The organism is Streptomyces longispororuber (genome assembly GCF_024448165.1).
Taxonomy (GTDB): Bacteria; Actinomycetota; Actinomycetes; order Streptomycetales; family Streptomycetaceae; genus Streptomyces; species Streptomyces longispororuber_A.
Map to the genome: position 1 here is coordinate 1 of NZ_JAMOLN010000159.1, position 25,221 is coordinate 25,221.

The window sequence follows — 25,221 nt, forward strand, 5'->3', positions numbered from 1 at the left end:
ACCGCTGACCGACCTCATCGACGTGTACGCGGACCAGCTGCGGCGGCACGACGCGACCGCCCACCCGGACCGGATGCACCTGCTCACGGCGTCCGAGTCGGCGGGCATGCTGGTGGCCGCCGAGATGCACGCGGCGGGCCTGCCGTGGCGGGCCGACGTGCACCGGGCGCTGCTGCACGAGCTGCTCGGCGAGCGGTACGCGGGCGGCGGCGAGCCGCGCCGGCTGGCCGAGCTGGCGGACGAGGTGTCGGCGGCGTTCGGCAGACGGGTCCGCCCCGATCTGCCCGCGGACGTGGTGAAGGCGTTCCAGCAGGCGGGCATCAAGATCACGTCGACCAGGAAGTGGGAGATCCAGTCCCTCGACCATCCGGCCGTGGAGCCGCTGATCGAGTACAAGAAGCTGTACCGGATCTACACGGCGCACGGCTGGTCCTGGCTGCAGGACTGGGTGCGCGACGGCCGCTTCAGACCCGAGTACCTGCCCGGCGGCACGGTGTCGGGACGCTGGACGACGAACGGCGGGGGCGCCCTGCAGATCCCCCGGATCATCCGCCGCGCGGTGGTCGCCGACCCGGGCTGGCGGCTCGTCGTCGCCGACGCCGCCCAGATGGAGCCGCGGGTGCTGGCGGCGATCTCCCGGGACCCGGCGTTCATGGAGGTCGCGGGCCAGAGCGGCGACCTGTACCAGTCGGTGTCGGACCGCGCGTTCTCCGGTGACCGGGGCCAGGCGAAGCTCGCCGTGCTCGGCGCCATATACGGGCAGACGTCGGGCGACGGCCTGAAGAACCTCGCGCTGCTGCGCCGCCGCTTCCCGAAGGCGGTCGCGTACGTCGACGAGGCGGCCAGGGACGGCGAGGAGGGCCGTCTCGTGCGGACCTGGCTCGGCCGCACCTGCCCGCCCGCCGCGGGCTCGGCCGACCAGGACCTCGGCGAGGCGGGCCTGCCCCAGGACGAGCCCGAACAGCCCTCCTCGGCAGGCGAGTTCACGTACGGCTACGCCTCGTCGAACTCGCGGGCCCGCGGCCGCTTCACCCGTAACTTCGTGGTGCAGGGCAGCGCCGCCGACTGGGCGCTGCTGATGCTGGCCGCGCTGCGCCGCTCGCTCGCGGACCTGGCGGCGGAGCTGGTCTTCTTCCAGCACGACGAGGTGATCGTGCACTGTCCTGAGGAGGAGGCCGCCCGGGTCGCCGAGGCGATCCAGGAGGCCTCCGACCTGGCGGGCCGGCTGACGTTCGGCGAGACGCCGGTGCGGTTCCCTTTCACGGTGGCGGTCGTGGAGTGCTACGCGGACGCCAAGTGACACCACGTCACGCCCCGGCCCCGGCCCCGGCCCCGGCCCCGGCTCAGCTCTCCCGCCACTTCCCGGACAGCGCGATGCTCTTCAACTCATCCATCGACAGGGCCGGTTCGGGCCGCGTGGCGTCCGTCGACTGCGATCCGGAGTTGAACGCGGAGACCACGACCCGGAACCCGTCCTTGCGCATCATGTCAGCGGTCCACATCACGATCCCGGCCCCGCCCTTGTCGTCGCCCGACCCCTTGCGCGTGCTCACCAGCGTGCCGTCCGGCAGTTTCTCGGCACCGTTCCCGTAGAGATCACCCGCCACGTCGCGCATGTCGGGCTGCACGTTGATCTGGAGGAGCGTGGCACCCTTCCCGTCGTCGACGACCAGGTACGCGTACTCGGACTCCTGCCCGCCCTCGGCGGTCACCCGCACCCGCTCCGGCAGCAGCCCCTTGAACGTCTTCAGGATCGACGCCTTGTCGAGGCCACGCGCGGGCGGCTGGGCGAGCGGCTCGGCCGGCGCGGTGCCGATCGCCCGCATCACGGGCCGCCACTTCTCCGACGTGACGAGATCCTTCAACTGGTCGATGCCGAGCGGCGGTTGGGGCCGGGACACCGGAGCGTCCTTCTCGGCGGCCGCGTTCCACTCGCTGGCGCTGACGGTGTACCCCTCGGCCGTGACGAGGTAGGCGCTCCACAGCTTGGTCTCGGCGCGCTTGTCCGGGTACTCGTAACCGCGCATGAGCATCAGCCGCGCCCCGTCGGTCAGCTTCTCGCTCGTGCACGAGTCGTACGGCACGAACCGCTTGTCGGGGCACCGCAGTTGCTCCTCCACGGAGGCCCCGTCCGGGTCGACGGACCCGACGCTCACCCCGATCGCGGCCTTGCCGTGCCCGTCGTCGTACACGAGGTGCGCGAGCGGCCCGAGCTGGTCGGCGGTGCCACGCCCTTCCTTCCCGCTGAACTCCCCGTCGGGCAACAGCCCTTCAAGAATCCGCAGCACCTGCCCCCCGGAAAGATCGGCGCCGCTCCCCTTGCTCCCCTTGCTCCCCTTGCTCCCCTTCTTCTCGGCGGCCTCCTTCTTGGCCTCCTTGGGTCCGGGCTGAGCCGCGACGCCGCCGCTCCGACCACTCCCCCCGGTGGCGTCGAAGGCCCCGGCGGCGTACGACGTCCCGAGCCCGACGACCGCCATGGCGGCCACGCTCGCGGACACCATCCCCGTCCGCCTGCGCCGCAGCCGCCGCCTCCCACGCAGCACGCCACCGTCGATCAGCGCCGGCCCGTCGGCGGAGAACCCGTCCCCGGTGCGCCGCAGCGCGTCCCCGAGCCCTTCCTCGAACACATCCCGGCCGTCGTCCGCTCCGGACATCGCGACCACCCTCCTTGGTTCCCCGTCCGTATGGTCAGTAGGCGGCGAACTCGCCGAGGCTTCCGCCGAGTTGGGCCCGCAGCCGGGCCAGGGCCCGGGAGCTGCGGGTGCGCACGGCGGCCGAGCTGAGGTGCAGCACGTCCGCGGTCTCCTCTATCGACCGGTCCTCCCAGTAGCGCAGCACCACCACCGCCCGGTCCTTCGGGGGAAGTTGGCGCAGCGCGTCGAGGAGCGTCAGCCGCAGGGAGGCGTCCTCGCCGCCGGCCGCGACACCCTCGGGAAGCTCGTCCGAGGGCCGCTCACCGGCGGACCGGCGGCGCTGGTGCGCGAGATATGCCCGCACGAGGACGGTCTGCGCGTACGCCGCCGGATTCCCGAGCCGCGCCGACGACCGCCCCCACACCACGTACATCCGCCCCAGGGTCTCCTGCACGAGATCCTCGGCGAGATGGGTGTCACCGCTGGTGAGCAGGCACGCGGAACGGAACAGCTGCCCCGCGCGCGCCTCGGCGAACTCCCGGAACGCCCCCTCCAGGGACCGTCTCATCGGTGGCACCCACCCCTTCGTATCGCCTACACCTGATAGATGCGGCGACCCCGGGGAAATGTTTCACGCACTCACCAGGTCTGCCCGGCGGGCTGCCGGGTCGTGGCGTTGAGCCGGTTGAACAGGTTGGTCACGCCGATCATCAGCGTGAGCGCGGCGAGCTGCTTGTCGTCGTAGTGCCGGGCAGCCTCGTCCCACACGGCGTCCGGCACCGGGTCCGAACTGTCGGCGATCCGCGTCTCGGCCTCGGCGAGCGCGAGGGCCGCCCGCTCGGCGTCACTGAAGAACGGCGACTCGCGCCACGCGGCGACCGAGGCCAGCTGATCCTCACTCACCCCGTTCTTCCGGGCACTCTGCACCCCGCCGTACACACAGACCCCGCACCCGTTGATCTGACTGGCCCGCAGATGCACCAACTCCATCGTGGCCCCGTCGACCCCACCCTGCCCTGCGGCCTTCAACAGCCCGAGAACGTGCGGCATGGCCTCCGGAATGAGCGCAACCGGACTGGCGATACGAGCTTCAAGGTTCGTCATCTCTCTGCTTCCTCTACTTCCTGCCGTACTTCCTGCACTTCGCCTGCACTGCCCTGACGGAGCCCGGCGGGAAGATGTGACAGCGGGGCGAGAGATCTCCGCCCGCGGCCCGCTGGCGCATCGACTTCACCCACGCGAACACCAACAACAGGACGTACCGCACCTCCAGGGGCAAGGCATGCGCTCACCTCGTGGTCAACGGCGCGCGGCGAGTCAGCCAGTGCCACCACATCACCAAGTGAGCCGCACATGACCCCGAGACCTCACCCCAGGACTCCGCCCAGGAGGCGAAGCACCACGGCACCGGCATCATCGCCTTCGCCGTCGGCACCGCAGCCTCGCTGGTACTGAATAGATCCGCGCGACCGCACGAGAAAACCCCAGGTCAGGAGGGTCTGACCTGGGGTTCCGGAAGGGGTGCTGCCTGCGACGACGGTCAGCCCCCGGCTCCGGGCCCCGGGTCGCCGCCGTTGTCCCGGCATTCCTTGGCGGCGTCGAGCCACTCGTCCACCGTTTCGAGGACCCGCTCACGCTCGAGGCCGGAGTCCACCGTTCCGTCAGCAGGGCGAGCGTCATCGGCGATGTCGCGGGCCCGCTGGCACGGATCCGACGATGGGCCGGACAGTTCAGCGACGGCGCCGACGACGCTGAACAAGAGGGCGACCACGGCGGCCCCCGCGATCATCAGCCCCGCACTCCGGTCCTGGATGAGGCGCGGCAAGTGCCGCTGCCAGCGGAAGTACGGAATGCGGTCCCGGCTGTTCACGGCGCTCCCCCATCAGGCAGGTGGTCGGGGCATGCAGTGTGCGAAGTACCCTCTGGAACCCCTCCGAACACTGCCCCGCGCAGACACTCCCGACCAGAACCGAGACCAGAACCAAGATCAGAACCGAGACCGGCGACAGTCGCTCGAAGCGCGCCTCGTCGTCACTGCATCCGCCAAGACAAAAACCCCAGGTCAGAAGAGTCTGACCTGGGGTTTCAGGATGAGCCGCCTTCGGGATTCGAACCCGAGACCTACGCATTACGAGTGCGTTGCTCTGGCCATCTGAGCTAAGGCGGCGCGCCGTGCGCACCGGAGTGCGTCAGCAACGTCGCCAATCCTACACGCTCTCCGGGGGTGCTCCGCACAGCCTTTATGACCAGCCGATACCTGCTACGAGCAGCGCTTTCCGTCGGTCGGCGGGGTGCCGTCCAGGAGGTAGGTGTCGATCGCCCCGTCGATGCAGTCGCTACCGCGGCCGTACGCCGTGTGGCCGTCGCCGTCGTAGGTGAGGAGGCGACCGGAGGAGAGCTGGTCGGCGAGGGCCTCGGCCCAGGGGTAGGGGGTGGCCGGGTCGCGGGTGGTGCCGACCACGACGATGGGGGCGGCGCCGTCGGCGGTGATGCGGTGGGGCTCGCCGGTCGGCTTGACCGGCCAGTAGCCGCAGTTCAGGGCGGACCAGGCGAGGCCCGCGCCGAACACCGGGGACGCCTTCTCGAAGTCGGGCAGCGCTTCCTTCACCTCCTGCGGGGAGGTGAAGGAGGGCGGCTGGTCGAGGCAGTTCACGGCGGCGTTGGCGAACATCAGGTTCGTGTACGTGCCGTCGGGGTCGCGCTCGTAGTAGCTGTCGGAGAGGGCGAGCAAACCCGCGCCGTCCTTCTCCTTGATCGCGGCGGTGAGGGCGTCGCGCAGTTGCGGCCAGGCCCCCTCGTCGTACATCGCGGCGATCACCCCGGTGGTGGCCAGGGCCTCGCCGAGCTTGCGGCCGTCGGGGTCGCCGGTGGCGATCGGCGTCCGGTCGAGCGTGGTGAAGAACTCCTTGAGGCGCTTGCCCGCCTCGTCCGGCGTGCCGGTGCCGAGCGGGCAGTCGGAGCGGCCCACGCAGTCCTTCGCGAACGACTGGAACGCCGTCTCGAACCCGGCGGTCTGCTGCTCGTTCAGCTCGCGCGCGTCGAGCGAGGGGTCCATCGCCCCGTCGAGCACGAGCCGGCCCACCCGCTCCGGGTAGAGGCCCGCGTACGTCGCGCCGAGGAACGTGCCGTACGAGGCACCCACGTAGTTCAGCTTCTCGTCGCCGAGCGCCGCGCGCACCAGGTCCATGTCGCGGGCGGCCTCGATGGTGGAGACGTGCGGGAGGACCGTCCGGGAGGTCTTGTCGTAGGTCTCGCAGCCGCTCGCGAACTTCTTGAAGGCGGCGCTCAGCCGGTCCTGCTCAGCGGTGTCGTCCGGCGTGACGTCGGTCTGCGTGTACGCGTCCATGCGCGGGCCGTCGAGGCAGGTGACGGGCGCGCTGCGGGCGACGCCGCGCGGGTCGACGGCGACCATGTCGTAGCGGGCGCGGACCCCCTGGGGGTAGCCGATGCCCGCGTACGACTGGAGGTAGCCGATCGCGGAGCCGCCGGGGCCGCCCGGGTTGACGAGCAGCGAACCGAGCCGCTCGCCCGGGCCCGTGGCCTTCTTCCGGGACACCGCGAGGTCGATGTCGCCCGCGGACGGCTCGTCGTAGTCGAGCGGCGCCTTGAGCGACGCGCACTCGAAGCCCGGCGCACCGCACTCGCGCCACTTCGGGGTCTGGCCGTAGTACTCGGCGAGGCCGGCCGGGGTGGATCGCGGCAGCGCGGCGAGCGAGGCGTCCGCGGTGCCCGAACTCCCCGGTGAACAGCCCGAGATCCCGGTCAGCAACAACCCGGTGGCAGCGGCGAGGAGGACGGTTCGGCGGCGGTGGGCGGAGGAGTGGCGCCTGAGGTACATCGAGCGAGCGTAACGCTCGGCGAAGGGTCCGTCACATTGAGTCGCGAACGCCGGTCCTCGGCAGGTGCCGAGGGCTACCCGGCCCGCAGCGCCATCGTCATGGCCTCCACCGCGAGCAGTGGTGCCACATTGCGGTCGAGCGCCACCCGGCACGCGCCGATCGCCTCGATCCGGCGCAGCGTCGACTCGGGCGACGTGTCGCGGGCGAGCCGCTCCAGCGTGTCCTGAACGTCGACATTGGCCAGCGCGACCCGCGAGCCGAGCTGCAGCGCCAGCACGTCCCGGTACACGCCGGTCAGATCGGTGAGGGCCAGGTCCAGGCTGTCCCGCTGCGATCTGGTCCTGCGCCGCTTCTGCTTGTCCTCCAGGTCCTTCATCACGCCGGCCGTGCCGCGCGGCATCCGCCCGCCGGTCTGCGCGCCGAGCGCCGCCTTCAGCTCCTCGGTCTCCTTCGTGTCGACCTCTTCGGCGAGCTGCTTGGAGTCCTCCGCCGCCGCGTCCACCAGCTCCTGCGCCGCCCTGAGGCAGCCGCCGACGTCCGCGACGCGCAGCGGCACCTTGAGGACGGCCGCCCTGCGCTCCCGCGCGCGCGGGTCCGTGGCCAGGCGGCGGGCCCGGTCGATGTGCCCCTGCGTGGCCCGCGCCACCGTCGCGGCGACGTCGGGCTCGATGCCGTCGCGTCGTACGAGCATGTCGGCGACGGCGTCGACATGCGGCGACGACAGGGTGAGGAGGCGGCAGCGCGAGCGGATCGTCGGCAGCACGTCCTCCACCGACGGCGCGCACAGCAGCCACACGGTGCGGGGCGCGGGCTCCTCCACGGCCTTCAGCACGGCGTTCGCCGACTTCTCGTTCAGACGCTCCGCGTCCTCGACGAGGATCACCTGCCAGCGGCCGCCCGCGGGTGACGTGTACGACTTGCGGACGGTGTCCCGCATGTCCTCGGCGAGGATCTGCGTGCCGACCGCGGCGACCGTCGTGACGTCCGCGTGCGTGCCGAGCAGCGCCGTGTGGCAGCCGTCGCAGAAGCCGCAGCCGGGGGCGCCGCCGAGCGCCCGGTCCGGCGACACGCACTGCAGCGCGGCCGCGAACGCGCGCGCGGCGGTGACCCGGCCCGCGCCCGGCGGCCCGGTGAACAGCCAGGCGTGCGTCATCTTCGACGCGGCGGGCGCGGGCGCCCCGGCCGACGCCGCCGTCACCAGGGCGTCCGCGTCCCGCGCGGCCGCGTCCAGCGTCCCGATCACGCGCTCCTGACCGACCAGGTCGTCCCATACGGCCATGCGGCACCGCCCTTTCTCCAAGCTGTAGCCATTGTGCCGGGCGCCACCGACATCGTTTGATACGGCGATGAGCGATACCCGTACCGACCTCCGCATCGAGCCCCTGACCGGCGGCTCCGCCGATGCCCTGCTCGCCGACTGGCAGCACGCGCACAACACGATCGTGCCCGCCGAATCGGCGTACCTCTCCCTCGACGACGTACGCGAACGCGCCGGGCGCAACGTCCTGGAGTCGGCCTACGTGGACGACGTCCTGGTGGGCTGCTCCACGGTGCGCCCGCCGCGCGACGGAGTGGCCACGGTGATCGCCCGCGTGCTGCCGGACCACCGCGGCCGCGGCTACGGCAGGGCCCTGTACGCGCGGGGCCTGGACCGGGCGCGCGCGCTGGGCGCCGAGGAGATCGAGACGGTCGTCCTGACCTCGAACACGGCGGGACTGCGGTTCGCCGAGCGGGCCGGGTTCACCACCGAGGTCGACCGGTACCGCCTGGACGGCGACACGGTCGACTGGGTGGAGCTCCGGCTCACCGGCGACGACAGGCCCTAGGACCTGTCCGGGGGCCTGCTACCGGCGCCGGCGGCGGGGACCCTCGTCCTCGTCGTCCTGCCCGCCGAGCAGCTCGTCCGCGAGCGACGGCAGATCGTCGAGCGGCGTCTCCTCCGCCCAGTCCGAGCGGGGGCGGCGCCGCGGCCTGCCCTCCTCGTCGACCTGCGGGAGCTCCGCCGTACGGTCGTTGGGACCCTCCGGCGGCGCGGGCCGCTCGTCGCGGAAGTACCCCGGCGGCACCTTGTCCGCGGGCGGGTCCTGCACCTGCGGGAGGACCGCCGTCCCGTCCGCCGCACCGGCGGACGGGCGGGGCAGCTGCGTCGTCTCCTCGGCGTCCCGCACGGGCGGCAGGACCGTGGTCTCCTCGGCGTCCCTGACCGGAGGCAGGACCGCGGTCTCCTCGGCCGCGGACGGCTGCGGACGCACCACGGGCGTCGGCACGGTCGTCTCGTTGTCGGGCACGTCGTCCCTGCGCAGCGCCTCCTTACGGAGGTCCTCCTTGCGGAACTGCGTGGTCACACTGTCCTGGGCCGCGGCACTGGCCTGGGCCGCGAGCCGGCGCGCCTCCTCGGCGCGCAGCAGTGCCTCCTCGGCCTTGCGCTGCTTCTCCAGGCGCCGCTCCTCGGCCTCGGCGCGCAGCCGCGCCTCCTCCTCGGCCTGCTTGCGGCGGCGCTCCTCCTCGGCGGCGCGCTGCTGCTCCTCGGCGAGCAGGCGGGCCTTCTCGGCCTCGGCCTTGCGGCGGGCCTCCTCGGCGCGCTGCCTGGCCTCCTCCGCCTGGCGCTCGGCCTCGATGCGCTGCGCCTCCTCCAGCTCGCGGCGCTTGCGCTCCTCCTCCTCGGCGCGGAGCTTGGCGAGCTGCTCCTGCCGCTCCCGCTCCAGGCGCTCCTCCTCGGCCTTGCGGGCGGCCTCTTCCTCGGCCTTCCTGCGGGCCTCTTCCTCGGCGGCCTTGCGGGCCTCCTCCTGCGCCTTGATCTCGGCGTCGGAGAGCGGGAGCAGGACGTCGAGCCGGTGCCGGACGACGGTGGTGACGGCCTCCGGCTCCTGGCCTGCGTCGACCACGAGGTAGCGGCCGGGGTCGCCGGCGGCGAGCGTGAGGAAACCGGAGCGCACGCGCGCGTGGAACTCCATCGGCTCCGACTCGAGCCGGTCGGGCGCCTCGGTGAACCGCTCGCGGGCGGCCTCCGGGTCGACGTCGAGCAGCACGGTCAGGTGCGGTACGAGACCGCTGGTGGCCCAGCGGTTGATACGGGCGACCTCGACGGGCGACAGGTCGCGGCCCGCCCCCTGGTAGGCGACCGACGAGTCGATGTACCGGTCGGAGATGACGACGGCGCCGCGCTCCAGGGCGGGCCGTACGACGGTGTCGACGTGCTCGGCGCGGTCGGCGGCGTACAGCAGGGCCTCGGCGCGGTGCGAGAGCCCGGCGGACGAGACGTCGAGGAGGATCGAGCGCAGCCGCTTGCCGACCGGCGTCGCGCCCGGCTCGCGCGTCACGACGACCTCGTGGCCCTTGGCGCGGATCCACTCGGCGAGCGCCTCGGCCTGGGTGGACTTCCCGGCGCCGTCGCCGCCCTCCAGGGCGATGAAGAAGCCGGTCGCGGCGGGTGCCTGCACCGGGTCGTTGCCGCCGAGCAGCGCGTCCTTCAGGTCGTGCCGCAGCGGGACGCCGCTGCGGTCGTCGGCCTTGGCGAGGACGAGCGCGGCGACCGGCAGCAGCAGGGCGCCGACCAGCATCAGCGTGAACGCGGCGCCGCCGTGGGCGAACACGAACTTGCCGTTCTCCAGGCGGTGCGGCCCGATGAGCGCGGCGATCAGGGGGGCGATCAGGGCGCCGAGCGCGACGGAGACCCGTACGACGGCCTGGAGGTGCTCGGTCGTCCTGGCCCGCCGGTACTCCTCGGTCTCCTGGTCGAGGAGCGTGTGCCCGGTGTTCGCGGCGATGCCCGCGGTGACTCCGGAGAGCGCCATGACGAGGACCACGCTCGTCACGTCGGGGACGAGTCCGCCGGCCAGCAGTCCGACGCCGGTCAGCGCGATGCTGAGCGCGAGCAGCCGGCGCCGCGACAGCGACGGCAGCACGGTGGGCGCGGAACGGATCCCGACGACGGTGCCGCCGGTCAGCCCGAGCACGAGCAGCCCGAACGTCACCGGGCCGCCGCCCAGGTCCTTGGCGTGCAGCACGGACACGGCGACCGCGGCGGCGACCGCACCCGCGACGGCGGCGCCGGCCAGGACGAGCAGCGGGATCGCGCCCGTCCGGCCCTTGTCGACACCGGCACCGGTCTTCGGGCGGCGCAGCCCCTCCAGCGGCGATCGCGCGCGCGGGGTCTGCGTGTCGGGGAGTTCGAGGAAGAAGACGACGGACAGGGAAGCGGCGAACAGGCCCGCCCCCACGTACGACGACAGCGCCACCTGGTGCAGCGCGAACCAGTCCACGCCGGCGCCGATCAGGTTCTGCACGAGCGTCACGACGACGAGGACCGCGGCCGCGATCGGCACGGCGACGAAGGTCGTGCGCAGCGAAAGGCGGCGCAGCGCGTCCATGTGGTCCGGCAGCGGCCGCACGGCCGCGCCCTCCAGCGGCGGCGCGGGCAGCAGCGACGGAGCGGCGCTCTCCTTGGCGACGGTCCAGAACCGCTCGGCGACACCGACGACGAACGCCGTGACGAGGATCATGGCGAGCGCACTCTCGGGCACCCAGTCGATCCACAGGGGGGCGACGATCAGCAGCGCGGCCCGCAGGCCGTCCGCCGCGACCATCGTCCACCGCCGGTCGAGCGGACCGCCGGGCGTGGTGAGGGAGGTCAGCGGCCCGAGCAGGACGGCGCCGAACAGCAGCGTCGACAGGATGCGGGCGCCGAACACCGTGGCGACGGCGAAGGCGACACCCCGGTATCCACCGCCGAAGGAGCCCTCGGCGATGGCCGCCTGCAGGGCGAGCACCACCAGCACAAGCAGGGCGAGTACGTCACCGACCCCGCCGACGAGCTGCGCCGACCACAGTCGCTTCAACTGCGGTACGCGCAGGAGCGCACGCACGGCGCGCTCTCGGGAGTCCGCTACCAGGGCGTCGTCTGGGGCCGTGTGGGGGGCCGTTGGCTGCTCGGCACGGGTCATTCGTCCAGCCTATCGGCAGCCGCTGACGGAACGGGCCCCCGCCCGAACAAACGCCCGGCGGGGGCCCGACCACGCTGCTGTCCTGTTACTCGGCCTACTCGGCCTACGCGGCCTACGCGGCCTACGCGGCTTACTCGGCCGGAGCCGCCTTCTTGGCCGGAGCCTTCTTCGCCGCGGCGGTCGTCTTCTTGGCGGTGGTCTTCTTCGCCGCCGTCTTCTTGGCCGTGGTCGTCTTCTTGGCGGCGGCCTTCTTGGCCGGCGCCTTCTTGACGGCCTTCTTCGCGGTCTTCTTGGCGGGGCCCTTGGCCCGCTTCTCCGCGAGCAGCTCGTAGCCGCGCTCCGGCGTGATGTCCTCGACGGAGTCGCCCGAGCGCAGCGTCGCGTTCGTCTCGCCGTCGGTGACGTACGGGCCGAAGCGGCCGTCCTTCACGACGACCGGCTTCTCGCTGACCGGGTCGGTGCCCAGCTCCTTCAGCGGCGGCTTGGCGGCCGCGCGACCGCGCTGCTTGGGCTGGGAGTAGATCTCCAGGGCCTCTTCGAGCGTGATCGTGAAGAGCTGGTCCTCGGTCTGCAGCGACCGGGAGTCCGTGCCCTTCTTCAGGTACGGGCCGTACCGGCCGTTCTGCGCGGTGATCTCGACGCCCTCGGCGTCTGCGCCCACCACGCGCGGCAGCGACATCAGCTTCAGGGCGTCGGCCAGCGTGACCGTGTCCAGGGACATCGTCTTGAAGAGCGACGCGGTCCGCGGCTTCACCGCGTTCTTGCCGGTCTTCGGGGTGCCCTCGGGCAGCACCTCGGTGACGTAGGGGCCGTAGCGGCCGTCCTTGGCGACGATCTGGTGGCCGGACGTCGGGTCGGTGCCCAGCTCGAAGTCGCCGCTCGGCTTGGCGAGCAGCTCCTCCGCGTACTCGACCGAGAGCTCGTCGGGCGCGAGGTCCTCGGGGACGTCGGCGCGCTGGTGGTTCTCGGAGTCGCGCTCGCCGCGCTCGACGTAGGGGCCGTAGCGCCCGACGCGCAGCACGATGTCGTTGCCGACGGGGAAGGAGGAGACCTCGCGGGCGTCGATCGCGCCCAGGTCGGTCACGAGCTCCTTGAGGCCACCGAGGTGGTCCCCGTCGCCGTTGCCCGCGTCCGCCGCGCTGGCGTCGCCCGAGCCCTCGCCGAAGTAGAAGCGCCGCAGCCACGGCACGGCCTGCGCCTCGCCGCGCGCGATGCGGTCGAGGTCGTCCTCCATCTTGGCGGTGAAGTCGTAGTCGACGAGCCGGCCGAAGTGCTTCTCCAGCAGGTTGACGACGGCGAACGACAAGAAGGAGGGCACGAGTGCCGTCCCCTTCTTGAAGACGTAGCCGCGGTCGAGGATCGTGCCGATGATCGACGCGTACGTCGACGGGCGGCCGATCTCGCGCTCTTCCAGCTCCTTGACCAGCGAGGCCTCGGTGTAGCGGGCCGGCGGCTTGGTCGCGTGGCCGTCGACCGAGAGCTCCTCGGCGGACAGCGGGTCGCCCTCGGCGACCTGCGGCAGGCGCCGCTCGCGGTCGTCGAGCTCCGCGTTCGGGTCGTCCGCGCCCTCGACGTAGGCCTTGAGGAAGCCGTGGAACGTGATCGTCTTGCCGGACGCGCTGAACTCGGCGTCGCGGCCGTCGGCGGAGGTGCCACCGATCTTGACGGTGACGGAGTTGCCGACCGCGTCCTTCATCTGGGAGGCAACGGTCCGCTTCCAGATCAGCTCGTACAGCTTGAACTGGTCGCCGGTCAGACCGGTCTCGGCGGGCGTGCGGAAGCGGTCGCCGGAGGGGCGGATCGCCTCGTGCGCCTCCTGCGCGTTCTTGACCTTGCCGGCGTACGTGCGCGGCTTGTCCGGCAGGTAGTCGGCCCCGTACAGCTGCGTGACCTGGGCGCGGGCGGCGCCCACCGCCGTGTCGGACAGGGTCGTGGAGTCCGTACGCATGTAGGTGATGAAGCCGTTCTCGTACAGCTTCTGCGCCACCTGCATGGTCGCCTTCGCACCGAAGCCCAGCTTGCGCGAGGCCTCCTGCTGCAGCGTCGTCGTACGGAAAGGTGCGTACGGCGAGCGGCGGTACGGCTTGGACTCGACGGAGCGCACGGAGAACGACGTGTGCTCCAGGGCGGCGGCGAGCGCCCGCGCGTTCGCCTCGTCGAGGTGCAGCGTGTTCGCCGAGTTGCCGCCCTTGATCTGGCCGAGCGAGTCGAAGTCGCGGCCCTGCGCGATGCGCTTGCCGTCGACCGCGCTGAGGCGGGCGACCAGCGAGGACGGGTCGGACGGGTCACCGGCGCGGCCGGTCGCGAACGTGCCGGTCAGGTCCCAGTACTCGGCGGAGCGGAAGGCGATGCGCTCGCGCTCCCGCTCGACGACGAGCCGGGTGGCGACCGACTGGACGCGGCCCGCCGACAGGCGCGGCATGACCTTCTTCCACAGGACCGGCGAGACCTCGTAGCCGTAGAGGCGGTCGAGGATGCGGCGGGTCTCCTGGGCGTCGACCATGCGCTTGTTCAGCTCGCGCGGGTTGGCGACGGCGGAGCGGATCGCGTCCTTGGTGATCTCGTGGAAGACCATCCGGTGGACGGGGACCTTGGGCTTCAGGACCTCCAGGAGGTGCCACGCGATGGCTTCGCCCTCGCGGTCCTCATCGGTGGCCAGGAAGAGTTCGTCGGAGTCCTTCAGCAGGTCCTTGAGCTTCTTGACCTGCGACTTCTTGTCAGCGTTGACCACATAGATCGGCTGGAAGTCGTGCTCGACGTCGACGCCGAGGCGGCGCACCTCGCCGGTGTACTTCTCGGGGACCTCGGCCGCGCCGTTGGGGAGGTCGCGGATGTGCCCGACGCTCGCTTCGACGACGTACCCGGGGCCGAGATAGCCCTTGATCGTCTTCGCCTTGGCGGGCGACTCCACGATGACGAGTCGGCGGCCGCCCTGTGCGGTCTCGCTGGTCGGGGACAACTTCGCTCTTCTCTCCGGTCGGCGGTTCGGGCCGTTCTGGTCGCAGTACGGGTCGTGCTGGCGGCCGCTGATGCGGCACTGCTGCGGAGTGTGACGGTACCTCCCGCCGGTGTGTCAAACGGGAAAAGCACGCAGCAGCCACTCGGAACGGTAACCCGACTCCTCGTGATCCTGCCCCCGGACCGGTGAGCGGACGCCTCTGCTCCGGGTACCCGAGGAATCACTGTGCGTGCCACGTTTCTGTCACGAGCGTCCCTGTTGCGCTGCTATTGCGCTGCTCTTGCCCGCCCTCGCTCCCCGTACTTACCCGCTCCTGACAAGATGGCGGATGGCTGGGGGAGCCCGACGGGAGCCTCCGGCTCGTCCCCACGGCATCCCGACCCAGGAGCAGCCCGATGTCCGACAGCAATCCCTACGGCCAGCAGCCCCCGCCGGAGCAGCCCGGCGCGAACCCGTACGGCTACCCGCAGCAGGGCGCTCCCCAGCCCGGATACGGCGCCCCCCAGGGCGGCCAGCCCGGTTACGGCGCGCCGCAGGGCGGCCAGCCGAACTACGGCTACCCCTACCCCGGCTCGGCCCCGGCCGGCGGCGGCTACCCGCCCCAGGGCGCGCCCGGCATGCCGGCCGCCTACGACCCGAACGCGCCGTACGGCTACGACCCCTACGGTCGCCCGTACTCCGACAAGTCGAAGATCGTCGCCGGTGTGCTCCAGCTCTTCCTGGGCTCCTTCGGCGTCGGCCGCTTCTACATCGGCAACGTCGGCCTCGGCCTCGCCCAGCTGTTCACCTGCGGCGGCCTCGGCATCTGGGCCCTGATCGACGGCATCATCCTGCTCTGCAGCAGCAACACGACGGACGCGAACGGCCGTGTCCTGCGCGGCTGACCGCCGCGCCACGGCGCTGTGGCGGCACCCGGCGGCGGCCCCGGTCGGGGTGCTCGTCGCCGGGGCCGCGGGCGCGCTCTACCTGTACGGCACGAACCCGCACGAGGCCGGCCACTGGCTGCCGCGGTGCCCCTTCCGGCTGGTCACCGGGCAGCTCTGCCCGGCCTGCGGCGGGACCCGCATGGTGTACGACCTGATGCACGGTCAGTTCACCGCCGCCTGGCACGACAACCGGCTGCTGCTCCTCACCGCTCCGTTCGCCCTCGCCCTCCTCGGCCGGTGGGCCTACGAGGGGGTGCGCGGGCGCCGCTGGCAGCCCGCCTTCCCGCCCCGCGCCCAGGCCGCGATCCTGGTCGTCGCGGTCGTCTGGACCGTGCTGCGCAACGTGGTCTGACCCGGCGTCACCGCCACCGGACGGCCGCCTCGCCGTCCCACGTACCACTCAGGTCACAAACCCGCCACGAAACCCACTTTCAGGGCCGGGCGAGCCGCACGTGCCTCTAAGTTTGGGCTTTCCGAGGCCGCGCAACGTCCCCACACGGCGCATCTGCCTCACCCATCCGCTCAGGAGCACGGCGGCTTCGTCGTGCCCCTTTTGTTGTCCCCGAGGAGCATCCGGCATGTCCTACGCCCAGCCCGGCCCGGCCGACCCCAACGCCCCCTACGGCTACGACCCGCAGGGCCGTCCGTACTCCGACAAGTCGAAGATCGTCGCGGGCGTTCTGCAGCTCTTCCTGGGCGGCCTGGGCATCGGCCGCTTCTACGTCGGCAGCGTCGGCGTCGGCATCGCCCAGCTGCTCACCTGCGGTGGCCTCGGCATCTGGGCCCTGATCGACGCGATCCTGTTCTTCACGAGCAACGACCGCACCGACTCCCAGGGCCGGGTGCTGCGCGGCTGACGCCCGCACACATGCCGGAGCCCGCCTCGCCGTTGCGAGGCGGGCTCCGTCGTCTCCGGGCATCACACCTGGCCGAAACACCACGCCGCGAGCGCCAGCGCGCCGACGCCGGCCGCCCCGGCGAGCACCGCCGACGCCACCGGGCGCGCCCCGTACGCCACCGGCTCACGATGCGCCGTGCGCGCCCCCGTCCACAGCAGCAGGCCCGCGCCGAACAGTGCGAACACCGTGCCCGCGAAGACCGCAGGGGTACTCTCCATCGCCTTGCCTCCCCGCCTCGCGCCCGTTCTCGGGTGCTCAGGCCGGAGAGGCTGACACGGGTGGGGGAACCCGGGGTGAACTCCCGTACAGCACCAGGCGAAGTACGGCTGTCCGGCACCTGCCCGGCCCGTGCCCGGCCACTGCCCGGAGGCTAGGCGACGGGCTCCAGGAAGCCCTGCTCGACCAGCGTGCGGATCTGCGCGGGCGTGCGGTCGCGCAGCAACACCGGCTCCTCGCCCATGAGTTGGGCGATGGCGTCCAGAATCCGGCCGGCGCTCAGCGTCCCGTCGCAGACGCCCGCGAACCCGGCCCCGACCGTGTCGACCTTCGTCGCCCGGCGCATGCCACGGCCCTGCCGCAGCACGACGTGCTCGGGGTCCTCCGCGCCGGGCAGGCCCACCTGCTCCTGCACGACCTCGCCCGACAGCCTGAACGAGGACTCGAGCAGCGCCGCGTCGTCGTGCGCGCGCAACCAGTCGACCCGCGCGAAGTGCGCCCGCACGGTGTCACCGAGCGGCTGCTCGACCGGGTGCGGCCACTCCTCGACGACGATCGAGGGCTCGGCGGCACCGGTCTTCCTCAGGGTGATCCAGCCGAACCCGACGGCCTTCACCTTGCGCGCCTCGAACTCGTCCAGCCACGCGTCGTACCGGGCCGCGTACGCGGCCGGATCGGTGCGGTGGTCACCGGCGTCGCGCAGCCACAGCTCCGCGTACTGCGTGATGTCCTGCACCTCGCGCTGCACGATCCAGGCGTCGCAGCCGCGCGGCACCCACGAGCGCAGCCGCTCGGTCCACTCCTCCCCCTCCACGTGCTGCCAGTTGGCCAGGAACTGTGCGTGTCCCCCGTCGTTCAGGTACTCCCCCGCCCCTTGAACGATCGAGCGGCACAGATCGTCCCCGCTCATGCCGCCGTCGCGGTACGTCAGCCGGGCTCCCGGCGAGATCACGAAGGGCGGGTTGGACACGATCAGGTCGTACGTCGCGCCGGCCCCCTGGTCGACGGGCTCGTACAGCGAGCCCTCCCGCAGGTCGGCGGCGGGCGCCCCGCTCAGCGCGAGGGTGAGCGCGGTGATGTGCAGCGCGCGCGGGTTGAGGTCGGTCGCGGTCACCTGCGTGGCGTGCCGGGAGGCGTGCAGCGCCTGGATCCCGGAGCCGGTGCCGATGTCCAGGGCGGCGGCGACGGGCGTCCGCACGGTGATCCCGGCCAGCGTCGTGGACGCCCCGCCGACCCCGAGCACGACGCCCTCGTCGTGGCTGCCGATGCCGCCGGCGCCACCGACCGCGCACCCCAGGTCGGACACGATGAACCAGTCCTCGCCGTCGGGACCGCCGTACGGCCGGACGTCCACGGTCGCGGCGACCTCGGCGCCGGTGCCGATCCCCCGCAGCCATCCGCTCTCCAGGCACGCGTCGAGCGGCAGCACCCCGGCGACCCGCTCCCGGAGCACGGGCTGCTGCAACAGGAAGAGCCGGACGAGCGTCTCCAGGGGGCCCTCGCCCCGGGTGGCCCGCAGGGCGGGCACGGTCTCACTGCGGGCGAGCGCCGCGTAGGCGGGCGCCCCGAGCAGTTCGAGCAGCCCGTCGGCAGTGAACTCGGCGGAGAGCAGAGCGTCACGCAGACCGCGGGTGACGTCGGATCGATCGGCGGGCAACGATTCAGAGGCGGTAGGACTCACACCCCCATTGTGCCGCGAGGCGCCCCGAGAGATGGCGCACGAAGTGCGCATCCCAGGGGCGCGGGGAACTGCGCGCCCCACGGACGACCGGGCGCCCCAAAGGGGCGCGGGGAACTGCGCGACCAGCCACGACGAGACCCGCGCCCGCCGACGGAGCAGCAACAGCCCAGGCACAGCGGCGCCCCCGTCGCACCGCAAGCACACGAACGACAACGCCCCCGGCGCCGCGCACTCGGCGCAACCCCGGGGACGTCAACCCACCCGAACCTAGGAACCCGACGGCGAAGCGGACGCGCTCTTGCAGCTCTCCTGCCTGGCCATCGCCTTCCCCACGTCCCCCTCCTCCAGGTTCTTGAGCGCGTCACTCCCGCTCTGGCTCAACTTGTCGAGCTCACCCGCGATCCCCTTGAGCCCCTCGGCGAACTTCGCCTGGTCGTCCGTGTCGAGCTTGTCGACCTGCTTCTTCAGGGCCGCGTACGACGTCGAGATCTTGTCCAGCTCCTTGACGGCGTTCTGCTGCTTCGTCTCGCCGTCGTCGACCGGCGGAGCTCCCGCCTTGTCGACCGCGTCACCGATCGCCTTGTACGCGTCGGACATGTCCTGGAACGCCTGCGAGTCCGTCCTCTGGACGTCGGCCGGCTCACTGTTGTCCGAGGTCTGCTTCTGGATCGCGGTGTTGGCCTGCTCGATCTTCTTCGCCTGCGGCTGGACCGCGTCACAGACCTGCTTGGCCCAGGAGTCCAGCTTCTCGTTGCTGTCGTCGCTGCAGCCCGACAACGCCAGTACCAGTACCGCACCGCCGGACAGTGCGGCAGCAAGCTTCTTGTTCACCGGATTGGTCCCTTCCATGGCTCTCGGCCCCGGAACTTACACGCCGAGCACACGACAATCGCACGTCGGGCGCCCCATAAGACCGGTTTGTAGACCTTTAGCAGCCATTTGCACCAAGGGAGAGAAGGCTCACGGAAGAAGTACGCGGAAAACCCGGCGGAGTTCAGAACCCACAGGTGGACACCAAGGTGGGCGGACAGCACGTCAAAACGTGGTGTCCGCCCACCTGTTGGGGTGCGGCGGTGGTCTACGACACCACCGCGGGATCGGCCGGCTTCGGCACCCGGCCGCCCGGGTTCCCGTTCCCGTCGTCCTCGTCGTCGCTGACCGCGATGCCGCGCCGCTTGGACACGTACACCGCGCCGACGATGACGCCCAGCGAGACGACGGCGACGACGATCCGTACGGGCACGCTGGCGTCGTCCCCGTAACTGAACTTGACGACCGCGGGCGCGATGAGCAGCGCGACGAGGTTCATCACCTTCAGCAGCGGGTTGATGGCGGGCCCTGCGGTGTCCTTGAACGGGTCGCCGACGGTGTCGCCGATGACGGTGGCCGCGTGCGCCTCACTGCCCTTCCCGCCGTGGTGCCCGTCCTCGACGAGCTTCTTCGCGTTGTCCCACGCGCCACCGGAGTTGGCGAGGAAGACGGCCATCAGGGTGCCGGTGCCGATGGCCCCGGCGAGATAGGCGCCCAACGCCCCGACACCGAGCGTGAATCCGACCGCGATCGGCGCCATGACGGCGAGCAGACCCGGTGTGGCCAGCTCCCTCAGCGCGTCCTTCGTGCAGATGTCGACGACGCGTCCGTACTCGGGCTGCTCGGTGTAGTCCATGATCCCGGGGTGCTCGCGGAACTGCCGCCGCACCTCGTAGACCACCGAACCCGCCGACCGGGAGACCGCGTTGATGGCGAGCCCGGAGAACAGGAACACCACCGCCGCGCCGGCGATCAGCCCCACCAGGTTGTTGGGCTGCGAGATGTCCATCACCAGGTTCATCGGCCCGCCCTCGCCGACCTTCTCGCCGACGTCGCGCGCCGCCGTGACGATCGCGTCCCGGTACGAGCCGAAGAGCGCGGACGCCGCGAGGACGGCCGTCGCGATGGCGATGCCCTTGGTGATGGCCTTCGTCGTGTTGCCCACGGCGTCCAGGTCGGTGAGGACCTGCGCGCCCGCGCCCTGGACGTCGCCGGACATCTCGGCGATGCCCTGCGCGTTGTCGGAGACCGGGCCGAAGGTGTCCATGGCGACGATGACCCCGACGGTGGTGAGCAGCCCGGTGCCGGCCAGCGCGACCGCGAACAGCGCGAGCATGATCGACGTGCCGCCGAGCAGGAACGCCCCGTAGACCCCGAGGCCGATCAGCACCGCCGTGTAGACGGCCGATTCGAGCCCGATGGAGATGCCCGCGAGGACCACGGTGGCCGGGCCGGTCAGGGACGTCTTGCCGATGTCCTTGACCGGGCGCCGGGTCGTCTCGGTGAAGTAGCCGGTGAGCTGCTGGATGAGGGCCGCGAGGACGATGCCGATCGCCACGGCGACGACCGCGAGGACCCGCGGATCGCCGTCCTTGGCGCGGATCGCCGCGTCGGTGACACCGTCCAGGTCGGCGTACTTCCCCGGCAGGTACGTGAAGACCGCCACCGCCACGAGGGCGAGCGAGATCAGCGCGGAGATGAAGAAGCCGCGGTTGATGGCACTCATTCCCGAACGGTCCGACCGGCGTGGCGCGACGGCGAAGATGCCGATCATCGCCGTGACGACCCCGATCGCGGGCACGAGGAGCGGGAAGGCGAGCCCCGCGTCACCGAAGGCGACCTTGCCGAGGATCAGCGCGGCGACCAGCGTGACGGCGTACGACTCGAAGAGGTCGGCGGCCATGCCGGCGCAGTCGCCGACGTTGTCACCCACGTTGTCGGCGATGGTCGCGGCATTGCGCGGATCGTCCTCCGGAATGCCCTGCTCGACCTTGCCGACCAGGTCGGCGCCGACGTCGGCGGCCTTGGTGAAGATGCCGCCCCCGACACGCATGAACATCGCGATCAGCGCGGCCCCGAGCCCGAAACCCTCCAGGACCTTGGGCGCGTCGGCCGCGTAGACGAGCACCACGCTGGAGGCGCCGAGCAGTCCGAGCCCCACCGTGAACATGCCGACGACGCCGCCCGTACGGAAAGCGATCTTCATGGCTTTGTGCGAGACGGCGGTGAGATCCTTTTCGGGCTCACCCTCCGCCGGGGTCGCTTCCCTGGCCGCGGCGGCGACGCGCACATTACTGCGCACCGCGAGCCACATTCCGATATAGCCGGTGATCGCGGAGAACACCGCGCCGATCAAGAAGAAGATCGAACGGCCGGTCCGCTGATTCCAGTCGTCCGCGGGCAACAGCATGAGCAGGAAGAACACCACGACGGCGAATATGCCGAGGGTGCGCAGCTGCCGTCCCAGATAGGCTTTCGCGCCTTCCTGGACCGCTGAGGCGATCTTCTTCATGGATTCCGTGCCCTCGCCGGCGGCGAGCACCTGGCGCACCAGGACACCGGCCACGGCGAGCGCCGCGAGCGCGACGACGGCGATGACGACGACGATCAGACGGTTGTCGTCCGTCAGGACTGCGGCTGCGAAGGTTGCTGGGGTTGAGGGCTCCGCCATTCGTCCTCCTTGACGCTTGGGCTGAGCTCAAGATTGTGGACGGATTGTAGGGAGCGGAACCTGATCAAAACAGTGCGCGGCAAACGGAATTGTTCTTCTTCTGCTACCCGGCAAATGATCGACGAACACCGATCCGATCCAGCCGCGAAGAAACCCGCTAATTCCCTGGAGGCATTATCAATGATCGACGATCTAGGAATTACATGGAAAAGCCCTGTTCACCGGTGAGTGAACAGGGCTTGAGAAAAAAGGCACATGCGCCGAGCGCTACGGCAACACTGTCGCCGGTGGTGTCGTCGGCCAGGTCATCCGGATGAGGCCGCCGTCCGCGCCGGCGGTGACCTCGACGTCGTCCACGAGGCCGCTGATGACGGCGAGACCCATCTCGTCCTCGCCCTCCGCGTCGGGATCGTCGGCGGCGTCAGGGGCCGCGCCGGACGCGCCGGCAGGGGCGACCGCATGGGGCGCCTCGTCCCCGACCTCGATGGAGAACTGCTTCTCCTCCTCGATCAGGGCCACCCGCACCGGCTCCGAGATGCCGCCGCTCTGGTGGAGCCCCACGGCGCGGGTGCACGCCTCGCCGACGGCGAGCCTGACCTCGTCGAGCACGGCCTCGTCCACGCCGGCCCTGCGCGCCACCGCGGCCGCCACCAGGCGGGCCGTGCGGACGTGCTCGGGCAGAGGGCTGAAGCGGAGTTCGACGGTGGCCATGCATCCCCCTCGGACGTACGGGCGTGCTCTCGGGGACCGGGCGGGCCACAGACCGCCCGATCCCCGCTGTCTACCGGATCGGCCGGATCAGTCGGTCGCCGCGACGGCTTCCTCGACCGAGGTGTGGATCGGGAACACCTTGGTCAGGCCGGTGATACGGAAGATCTTGAGAATGCGCTCCTGGTTGCAGACCAGGCGCAGCGAGCCCTCATGGGCGCGCACACGCTTGAGACCGCCGACCAGCACGCCGAGCCCGGTGGAGTCGAGGAAGTCCACGCCCTCCATGTCGACGACAAGGTGGAAACTGCCGTCATTCACCAGCTCGACCAGCTGCTCGCGCAGCTTGGGCGCGGTATACACATCGATTTCGCCACCGACCTCGACGACCGTACGATCGCCGACGGTACGGGTCGACAGGGACAGGTCCACGGATCCTCCAGCACCTTGCTATCGAGCGGTCGCCCCTCGGGGACACCTCGGCATGATCCCCCGGGACGGTTCGCCAGCCGCGATGGCATTCAATCACTTACCGGCAGGCGTGCACGACGCCTTGGGAGCATTGTCCGTCACGCCAGTGACACACTCGGTGCCGATGGCCAAGAATCACCGATCCGAACGACCCTCGGCGCCGACAGGCTCCCGCCCCTCTCCCGGTGCGGTCCTGGACCGGCTCGCCTCGGGTCCGAGCCGGGCTGCGCGCATCACTCATACGGAGCACTTGCCCCCTCGCCCGGGACGTCATGCAGTCTGGCCGGACCGGATCCGCGCCGAGGTCATCGCGGCCGTGCAGGAAGCCGGAATCGAGCATCCCTGGGCCCACCAGGCACTCGCGGCGGAGCACGCACTGGACGGCGAGTCGGTGGTCGTCTCCACGGGCACCGCGTCCGGCAAGTCCCTCGCCTACCTCGCCCCGGTCCTGACGACGCTCCTCGACGGCTCCGAGGCCCCGAACGGCCGCGGCGCGACCGCGCTCTACCTCGCCCCGACGAAGGCCCTGGCGGCGGACCAGTGCCGATCGGTGAAGGAACTTTCACAACCTCTCGGCACGGCGATCCGCCCGGCGGTCTACGACGGGGACACCCCCTTCGAGGAACGCGAGTGGGTACGCCAGTACGGCAACTACGTCCTGACCAACCCGGACATGCTGCACCGCGGGATACTCCCGTCCCACCCGCGCTGGTCCTCCTTCCTCAAGGCCCTGAAGTACGTCGTCATCGACGAGTGCCACACCTATCGCGGCGTGTTCGGCTCGCACGTCGCCCAGGTCGTACGGCGGCTGCGCCGGCTGTGCGCCCGCTACGGCTCCTCCCCCGTGTTCCTCCTCGCCTCGGCCACCGCGGCCGAACCGGCGGTCGCCGGGCGGCGGCTGACCGGTCTGCCGATCGTCGAGGTCTCCGACGACGCCTCGCCCCGCGGCGAGCTCGTCTTCGCCCTCTGGGAGCCCCCGCTCACCGAGATGCAGGGCGAGAAGGGCGCCCCGGTGCGGCGGACCGCGACCGCCGAGACGGCGGACCTGCTCACCGACCTCACCGTGCAGGGCGTCCGCTCGGTCGCCTTCGTACGGTCCCGGCGCGGCGCCGAACTGATCTCGGTGATCGCCCAGGAGCGCCTCGCCGAGGTGGACCGCTCGCTCGCCCGGCGTGTCGCCGCCTACCGCGGCGGCTATCTCCCCGAGGAACGCCGGGCCATCGAGGCCGCCCTGCACTCCGGTGAACTCCTCGGCCTGGCCGCCACCACCGCCCTCGAACTCGGCGTCGACGTCTCGGGGTTGGACGCGGTCGTGATCGCGGGCTATCCCGGCACCCGCGCCTCCCTGTGGCAACAGGCCGGCCGTGCGGGCCGCTCCGCCGAGGGCGCGCTCGCCGTCCTCGTCGCCCGCGACGACCCGCTGGACACGTATCTGGTCCACCACCCCGAGGCCCTCTTCGACCAGCCGGTGGAGTCGACGGTCCTGGACCCCGACAACCCGTACGTCCTCGCCCCGCACCTGTGCGCCGCCGCGGCCGAACTCCCGCTCACCGAAGCCGACTTCGACCTCTTCGGACCGACGACCACGGACCTGCTGCCGCAGCTGGAGGCCGCGAAGCTGCTGCGCCGGCGCGCCGGGACGAAGGCGTGGCACTGGACGCGCCGCGAGTCCGCCGCCGACCTGGCCGACATCCGCGGCGAGGGCGGCGACCCCGTCCAGATCGTCGAGGCGAGCACGGGCCGGCTCCTCGGCACGGTCGACGCGGGCTCGGCCCACACGACCGTCCACGACGGCGCCGTCCATCTCCACCAGGGCCGCACCTACGTGGTGAAGCACTTCGACCTCGACGACAACGTCGCCCTGGTCGAGCCCGCCAACCCCACCTACTCGACCACCGCCCGCGACACCACGAGCATCTCCATCCTGGAGACCGACGTCGAAGTCCCCTGGGGCGACGGCAAGTTGTGCTACGGCTCCGTCGAGGTCACCAACCAGGTCGTCGGCTATCTGCGCCGCCGCCTCATCACCGGCGAGGTCCTCGGCGAGACGAAACTCGACCTCCCCCCGCGCACGCTGCGCACCCGCGGGGTCTGGTGGACGGTGACCGAGGACCAGCTCGACGCCGCCCGCATCAACCCCGAGATCCTCGGCGGCGCCCTGCACGCCGCCGAACACGCCTCCATCGGCATGCTCCCGCTCTTCGCCACGTGCGACCGCTGGGACATCGGTGGCGTCTCGATCCCCCTCCACCCCGACACGCTGCTCCCCACGGTCTTCGTCTACGACGGCCACCCCGGCGGGGCGGGCTTCGCCGAGCGCGCCTTCCACACGGCCCGGGAGTGGCTGACCGCCACCCGCGAGGCGATCGCCTCCTGCGAGTGCGAGGCCGGCTGCCCGTCCTGCATCCAGTCCCCCAAGTGCGGCAACGGCAACGACCCGCTGCACAAGCGCGGCGCCGTACGGC

At 71.5% G+C, this 25,221-nt stretch carries 20 protein-coding genes and 1 tRNA gene; 6 read left to right on the forward strand and 15 right to left on the reverse strand.

From position 1 onward, the window contains the following. On the forward strand, nucleotides 1-1,300 hold a 1,300-nt coding region (locus tag M4J07_RS34140; protein WP_255978341.1), incomplete at its 5' end, for a bifunctional 3'-5' exonuclease/DNA polymerase. A 43-nt stretch (nucleotides 1,301-1,343) separates the two neighbouring features. Here M4J07_RS34140 and M4J07_RS34145 read toward each other — a convergent pair. The 7 genes from M4J07_RS34145 to M4J07_RS34175 form a co-directional block, all read right to left on the reverse strand. Beyond that, a complete protein-coding gene (locus M4J07_RS34145) occupies nucleotides 1,344-2,654 on the reverse strand; it encodes a hypothetical protein (RefSeq protein ID WP_255978343.1) in 1,311 nt (436 codons plus the stop codon). Between the two features lie 34 nt (nucleotides 2,655-2,688). After that, on the reverse strand, nucleotides 2,689-3,201 hold the full coding sequence (locus tag M4J07_RS34150) for a SigE family RNA polymerase sigma factor (RefSeq protein WP_255978345.1): 513 nt from the start codon (nucleotides 3,199-3,201) through the stop codon (nucleotides 2,689-2,691). Nucleotides 3,202-3,272: 71 nt separating this feature from the next. Beyond that, nucleotides 3,273-3,683, reverse strand: a complete 411-nt coding sequence (locus M4J07_RS34155; RefSeq protein WP_374215133.1) for a carboxymuconolactone decarboxylase family protein — start codon at nucleotides 3,681-3,683, stop codon at nucleotides 3,273-3,275. Between the two features lie 490 nt (nucleotides 3,684-4,173). Further along, a complete protein-coding gene (locus M4J07_RS34160) occupies nucleotides 4,174-4,503 on the reverse strand; it encodes a hypothetical protein (RefSeq protein ID WP_255978349.1) in 330 nt (109 codons plus the stop codon). Nucleotides 4,504-4,726: 223 nt separating this feature from the next. Beyond that, a tRNA-Thr gene (locus M4J07_RS34165) sits at nucleotides 4,727-4,800 on the reverse strand. Between the two features lie 93 nt (nucleotides 4,801-4,893). Next, a complete protein-coding gene (locus M4J07_RS34170; protein ID WP_255978351.1) occupies nucleotides 4,894-6,471 on the reverse strand; it encodes an alpha/beta hydrolase in 1,578 nt (525 codons plus the stop codon). A gap of 74 nt (nucleotides 6,472-6,545) precedes the next feature. Then, nucleotides 6,546-7,751 carry a DNA polymerase III subunit delta' gene (locus M4J07_RS34175; RefSeq protein ID WP_255978353.1) on the reverse strand — a complete coding sequence of 402 codons (1,206 nt, stop codon included), beginning with the start codon at nucleotides 7,749-7,751 and terminating at the stop codon, nucleotides 6,546-6,548. Between the two features lie 67 nt (nucleotides 7,752-7,818). On the opposite strand from M4J07_RS34175, the gene M4J07_RS34180 reads away from it, so the two are divergent. Beyond that, the gene (locus M4J07_RS34180; RefSeq protein ID WP_255978355.1) at nucleotides 7,819-8,298 is read left to right on the forward strand and encodes a GNAT family N-acetyltransferase; all 480 of its coding nucleotides are present in this window, start codon (nucleotides 7,819-7,821) and stop codon (nucleotides 8,296-8,298) included. Between the two features lie 18 nt (nucleotides 8,299-8,316). Here the strand turns inward: M4J07_RS34180 and tmk are convergent, their stop codons facing one another. Both tmk and topA read right to left on the reverse strand, forming a co-directional pair. Further along, nucleotides 8,317-11,415: a dTMP kinase gene (gene tmk, locus M4J07_RS34185; RefSeq protein WP_255978357.1), complete on the reverse strand. Its 3,099-nt coding sequence runs from the start codon at nucleotides 11,413-11,415 to the stop codon at nucleotides 8,317-8,319. 130 nt (nucleotides 11,416-11,545) lie between these two features. Further along, nucleotides 11,546-14,374: a type I DNA topoisomerase gene (gene topA, locus M4J07_RS34190; RefSeq protein WP_255978359.1), complete on the reverse strand. Its 2,829-nt coding sequence runs from the start codon at nucleotides 14,372-14,374 to the stop codon at nucleotides 11,546-11,548. A gap of 395 nt (nucleotides 14,375-14,769) precedes the next feature. On the opposite strand from topA, the gene M4J07_RS34195 reads away from it, so the two are divergent. The 3 genes from M4J07_RS34195 (at nucleotide 14,770) to M4J07_RS34205 (ending at nucleotide 16,157) form a co-directional block, all read left to right on the forward strand. Continuing rightward, complete coding sequence (locus tag M4J07_RS34195) at nucleotides 14,770-15,258, forward strand: NINE protein (protein ID WP_255978361.1); 489 nt, start codon at nucleotides 14,770-14,772, stop codon at nucleotides 15,256-15,258. Continuing rightward, entirely contained in the window at nucleotides 15,242-15,652 is a 411-nt protein-coding gene (locus tag M4J07_RS34200; protein WP_255978363.1) for a DUF2752 domain-containing protein, read from the forward strand. Before M4J07_RS34195 ends, M4J07_RS34200 begins: the two co-directional genes overlap by 17 nt. Before the next feature lie 226 nt (nucleotides 15,653-15,878). Continuing rightward, complete coding sequence (locus M4J07_RS34205; RefSeq protein WP_374215134.1) at nucleotides 15,879-16,157, forward strand: TM2 domain-containing protein; 279 nt, start codon at nucleotides 15,879-15,881, stop codon at nucleotides 16,155-16,157. Nucleotides 16,158-16,219: 62 nt separating this feature from the next. Here M4J07_RS34205 and M4J07_RS34210 read toward each other — a convergent pair whose 3' ends face one another. The 6 genes from M4J07_RS34210 to bldG all read right to left on the reverse strand — a co-directional run bounded on the left by M4J07_RS34210 (nucleotide 16,220) and on the right by bldG (nucleotide 22,717). Next, on the reverse strand, nucleotides 16,220-16,417 hold the full coding sequence (locus tag M4J07_RS34210) for a hypothetical protein (RefSeq protein WP_255978367.1): 198 nt from the start codon (nucleotides 16,415-16,417) through the stop codon (nucleotides 16,220-16,222). Between the two features lie 152 nt (nucleotides 16,418-16,569). Beyond that, on the reverse strand, nucleotides 16,570-18,147 hold the full coding sequence (locus M4J07_RS34215) for a DUF7059 domain-containing protein (RefSeq protein ID WP_255978369.1): 1,578 nt from the start codon (nucleotides 18,145-18,147) through the stop codon (nucleotides 16,570-16,572). Between the two features lie 216 nt (nucleotides 18,148-18,363). Beyond that, nucleotides 18,364-18,945, reverse strand: coding sequence for a small secreted protein (locus tag M4J07_RS34220; RefSeq protein ID WP_255978371.1), 582 nt, complete (start codon nucleotides 18,943-18,945; stop codon nucleotides 18,364-18,366). Nucleotides 18,946-19,174: 229 nt separating this feature from the next. Continuing rightward, entirely contained in the window at nucleotides 19,175-21,577 is a 2,403-nt protein-coding gene (locus M4J07_RS34225) for a sodium-translocating pyrophosphatase (RefSeq protein ID WP_255978373.1), read from the reverse strand. Nucleotides 21,578-21,844: 267 nt separating this feature from the next. Next, entirely contained in the window at nucleotides 21,845-22,288 is a 444-nt protein-coding gene (locus M4J07_RS34230; protein ID WP_255978375.1) for an ATP-binding protein, read from the reverse strand. Between the two features lie 87 nt (nucleotides 22,289-22,375). Then, nucleotides 22,376-22,717 carry an anti-sigma factor antagonist BldG gene (bldG, locus tag M4J07_RS34235; protein ID WP_003975386.1) on the reverse strand — a complete coding sequence of 114 codons (342 nt, stop codon included), beginning with the start codon at nucleotides 22,715-22,717 and terminating at the stop codon, nucleotides 22,376-22,378. 82 nt (nucleotides 22,718-22,799) lie between these two features. Between bldG and M4J07_RS34240 the strand changes: the two genes are divergently transcribed. Next, nucleotides 22,800-25,221, forward strand: a 2,422-nt coding sequence (locus M4J07_RS34240; protein ID WP_255978378.1) for a DEAD/DEAH box helicase, incomplete at its 3' end; no start/stop codon positions are given.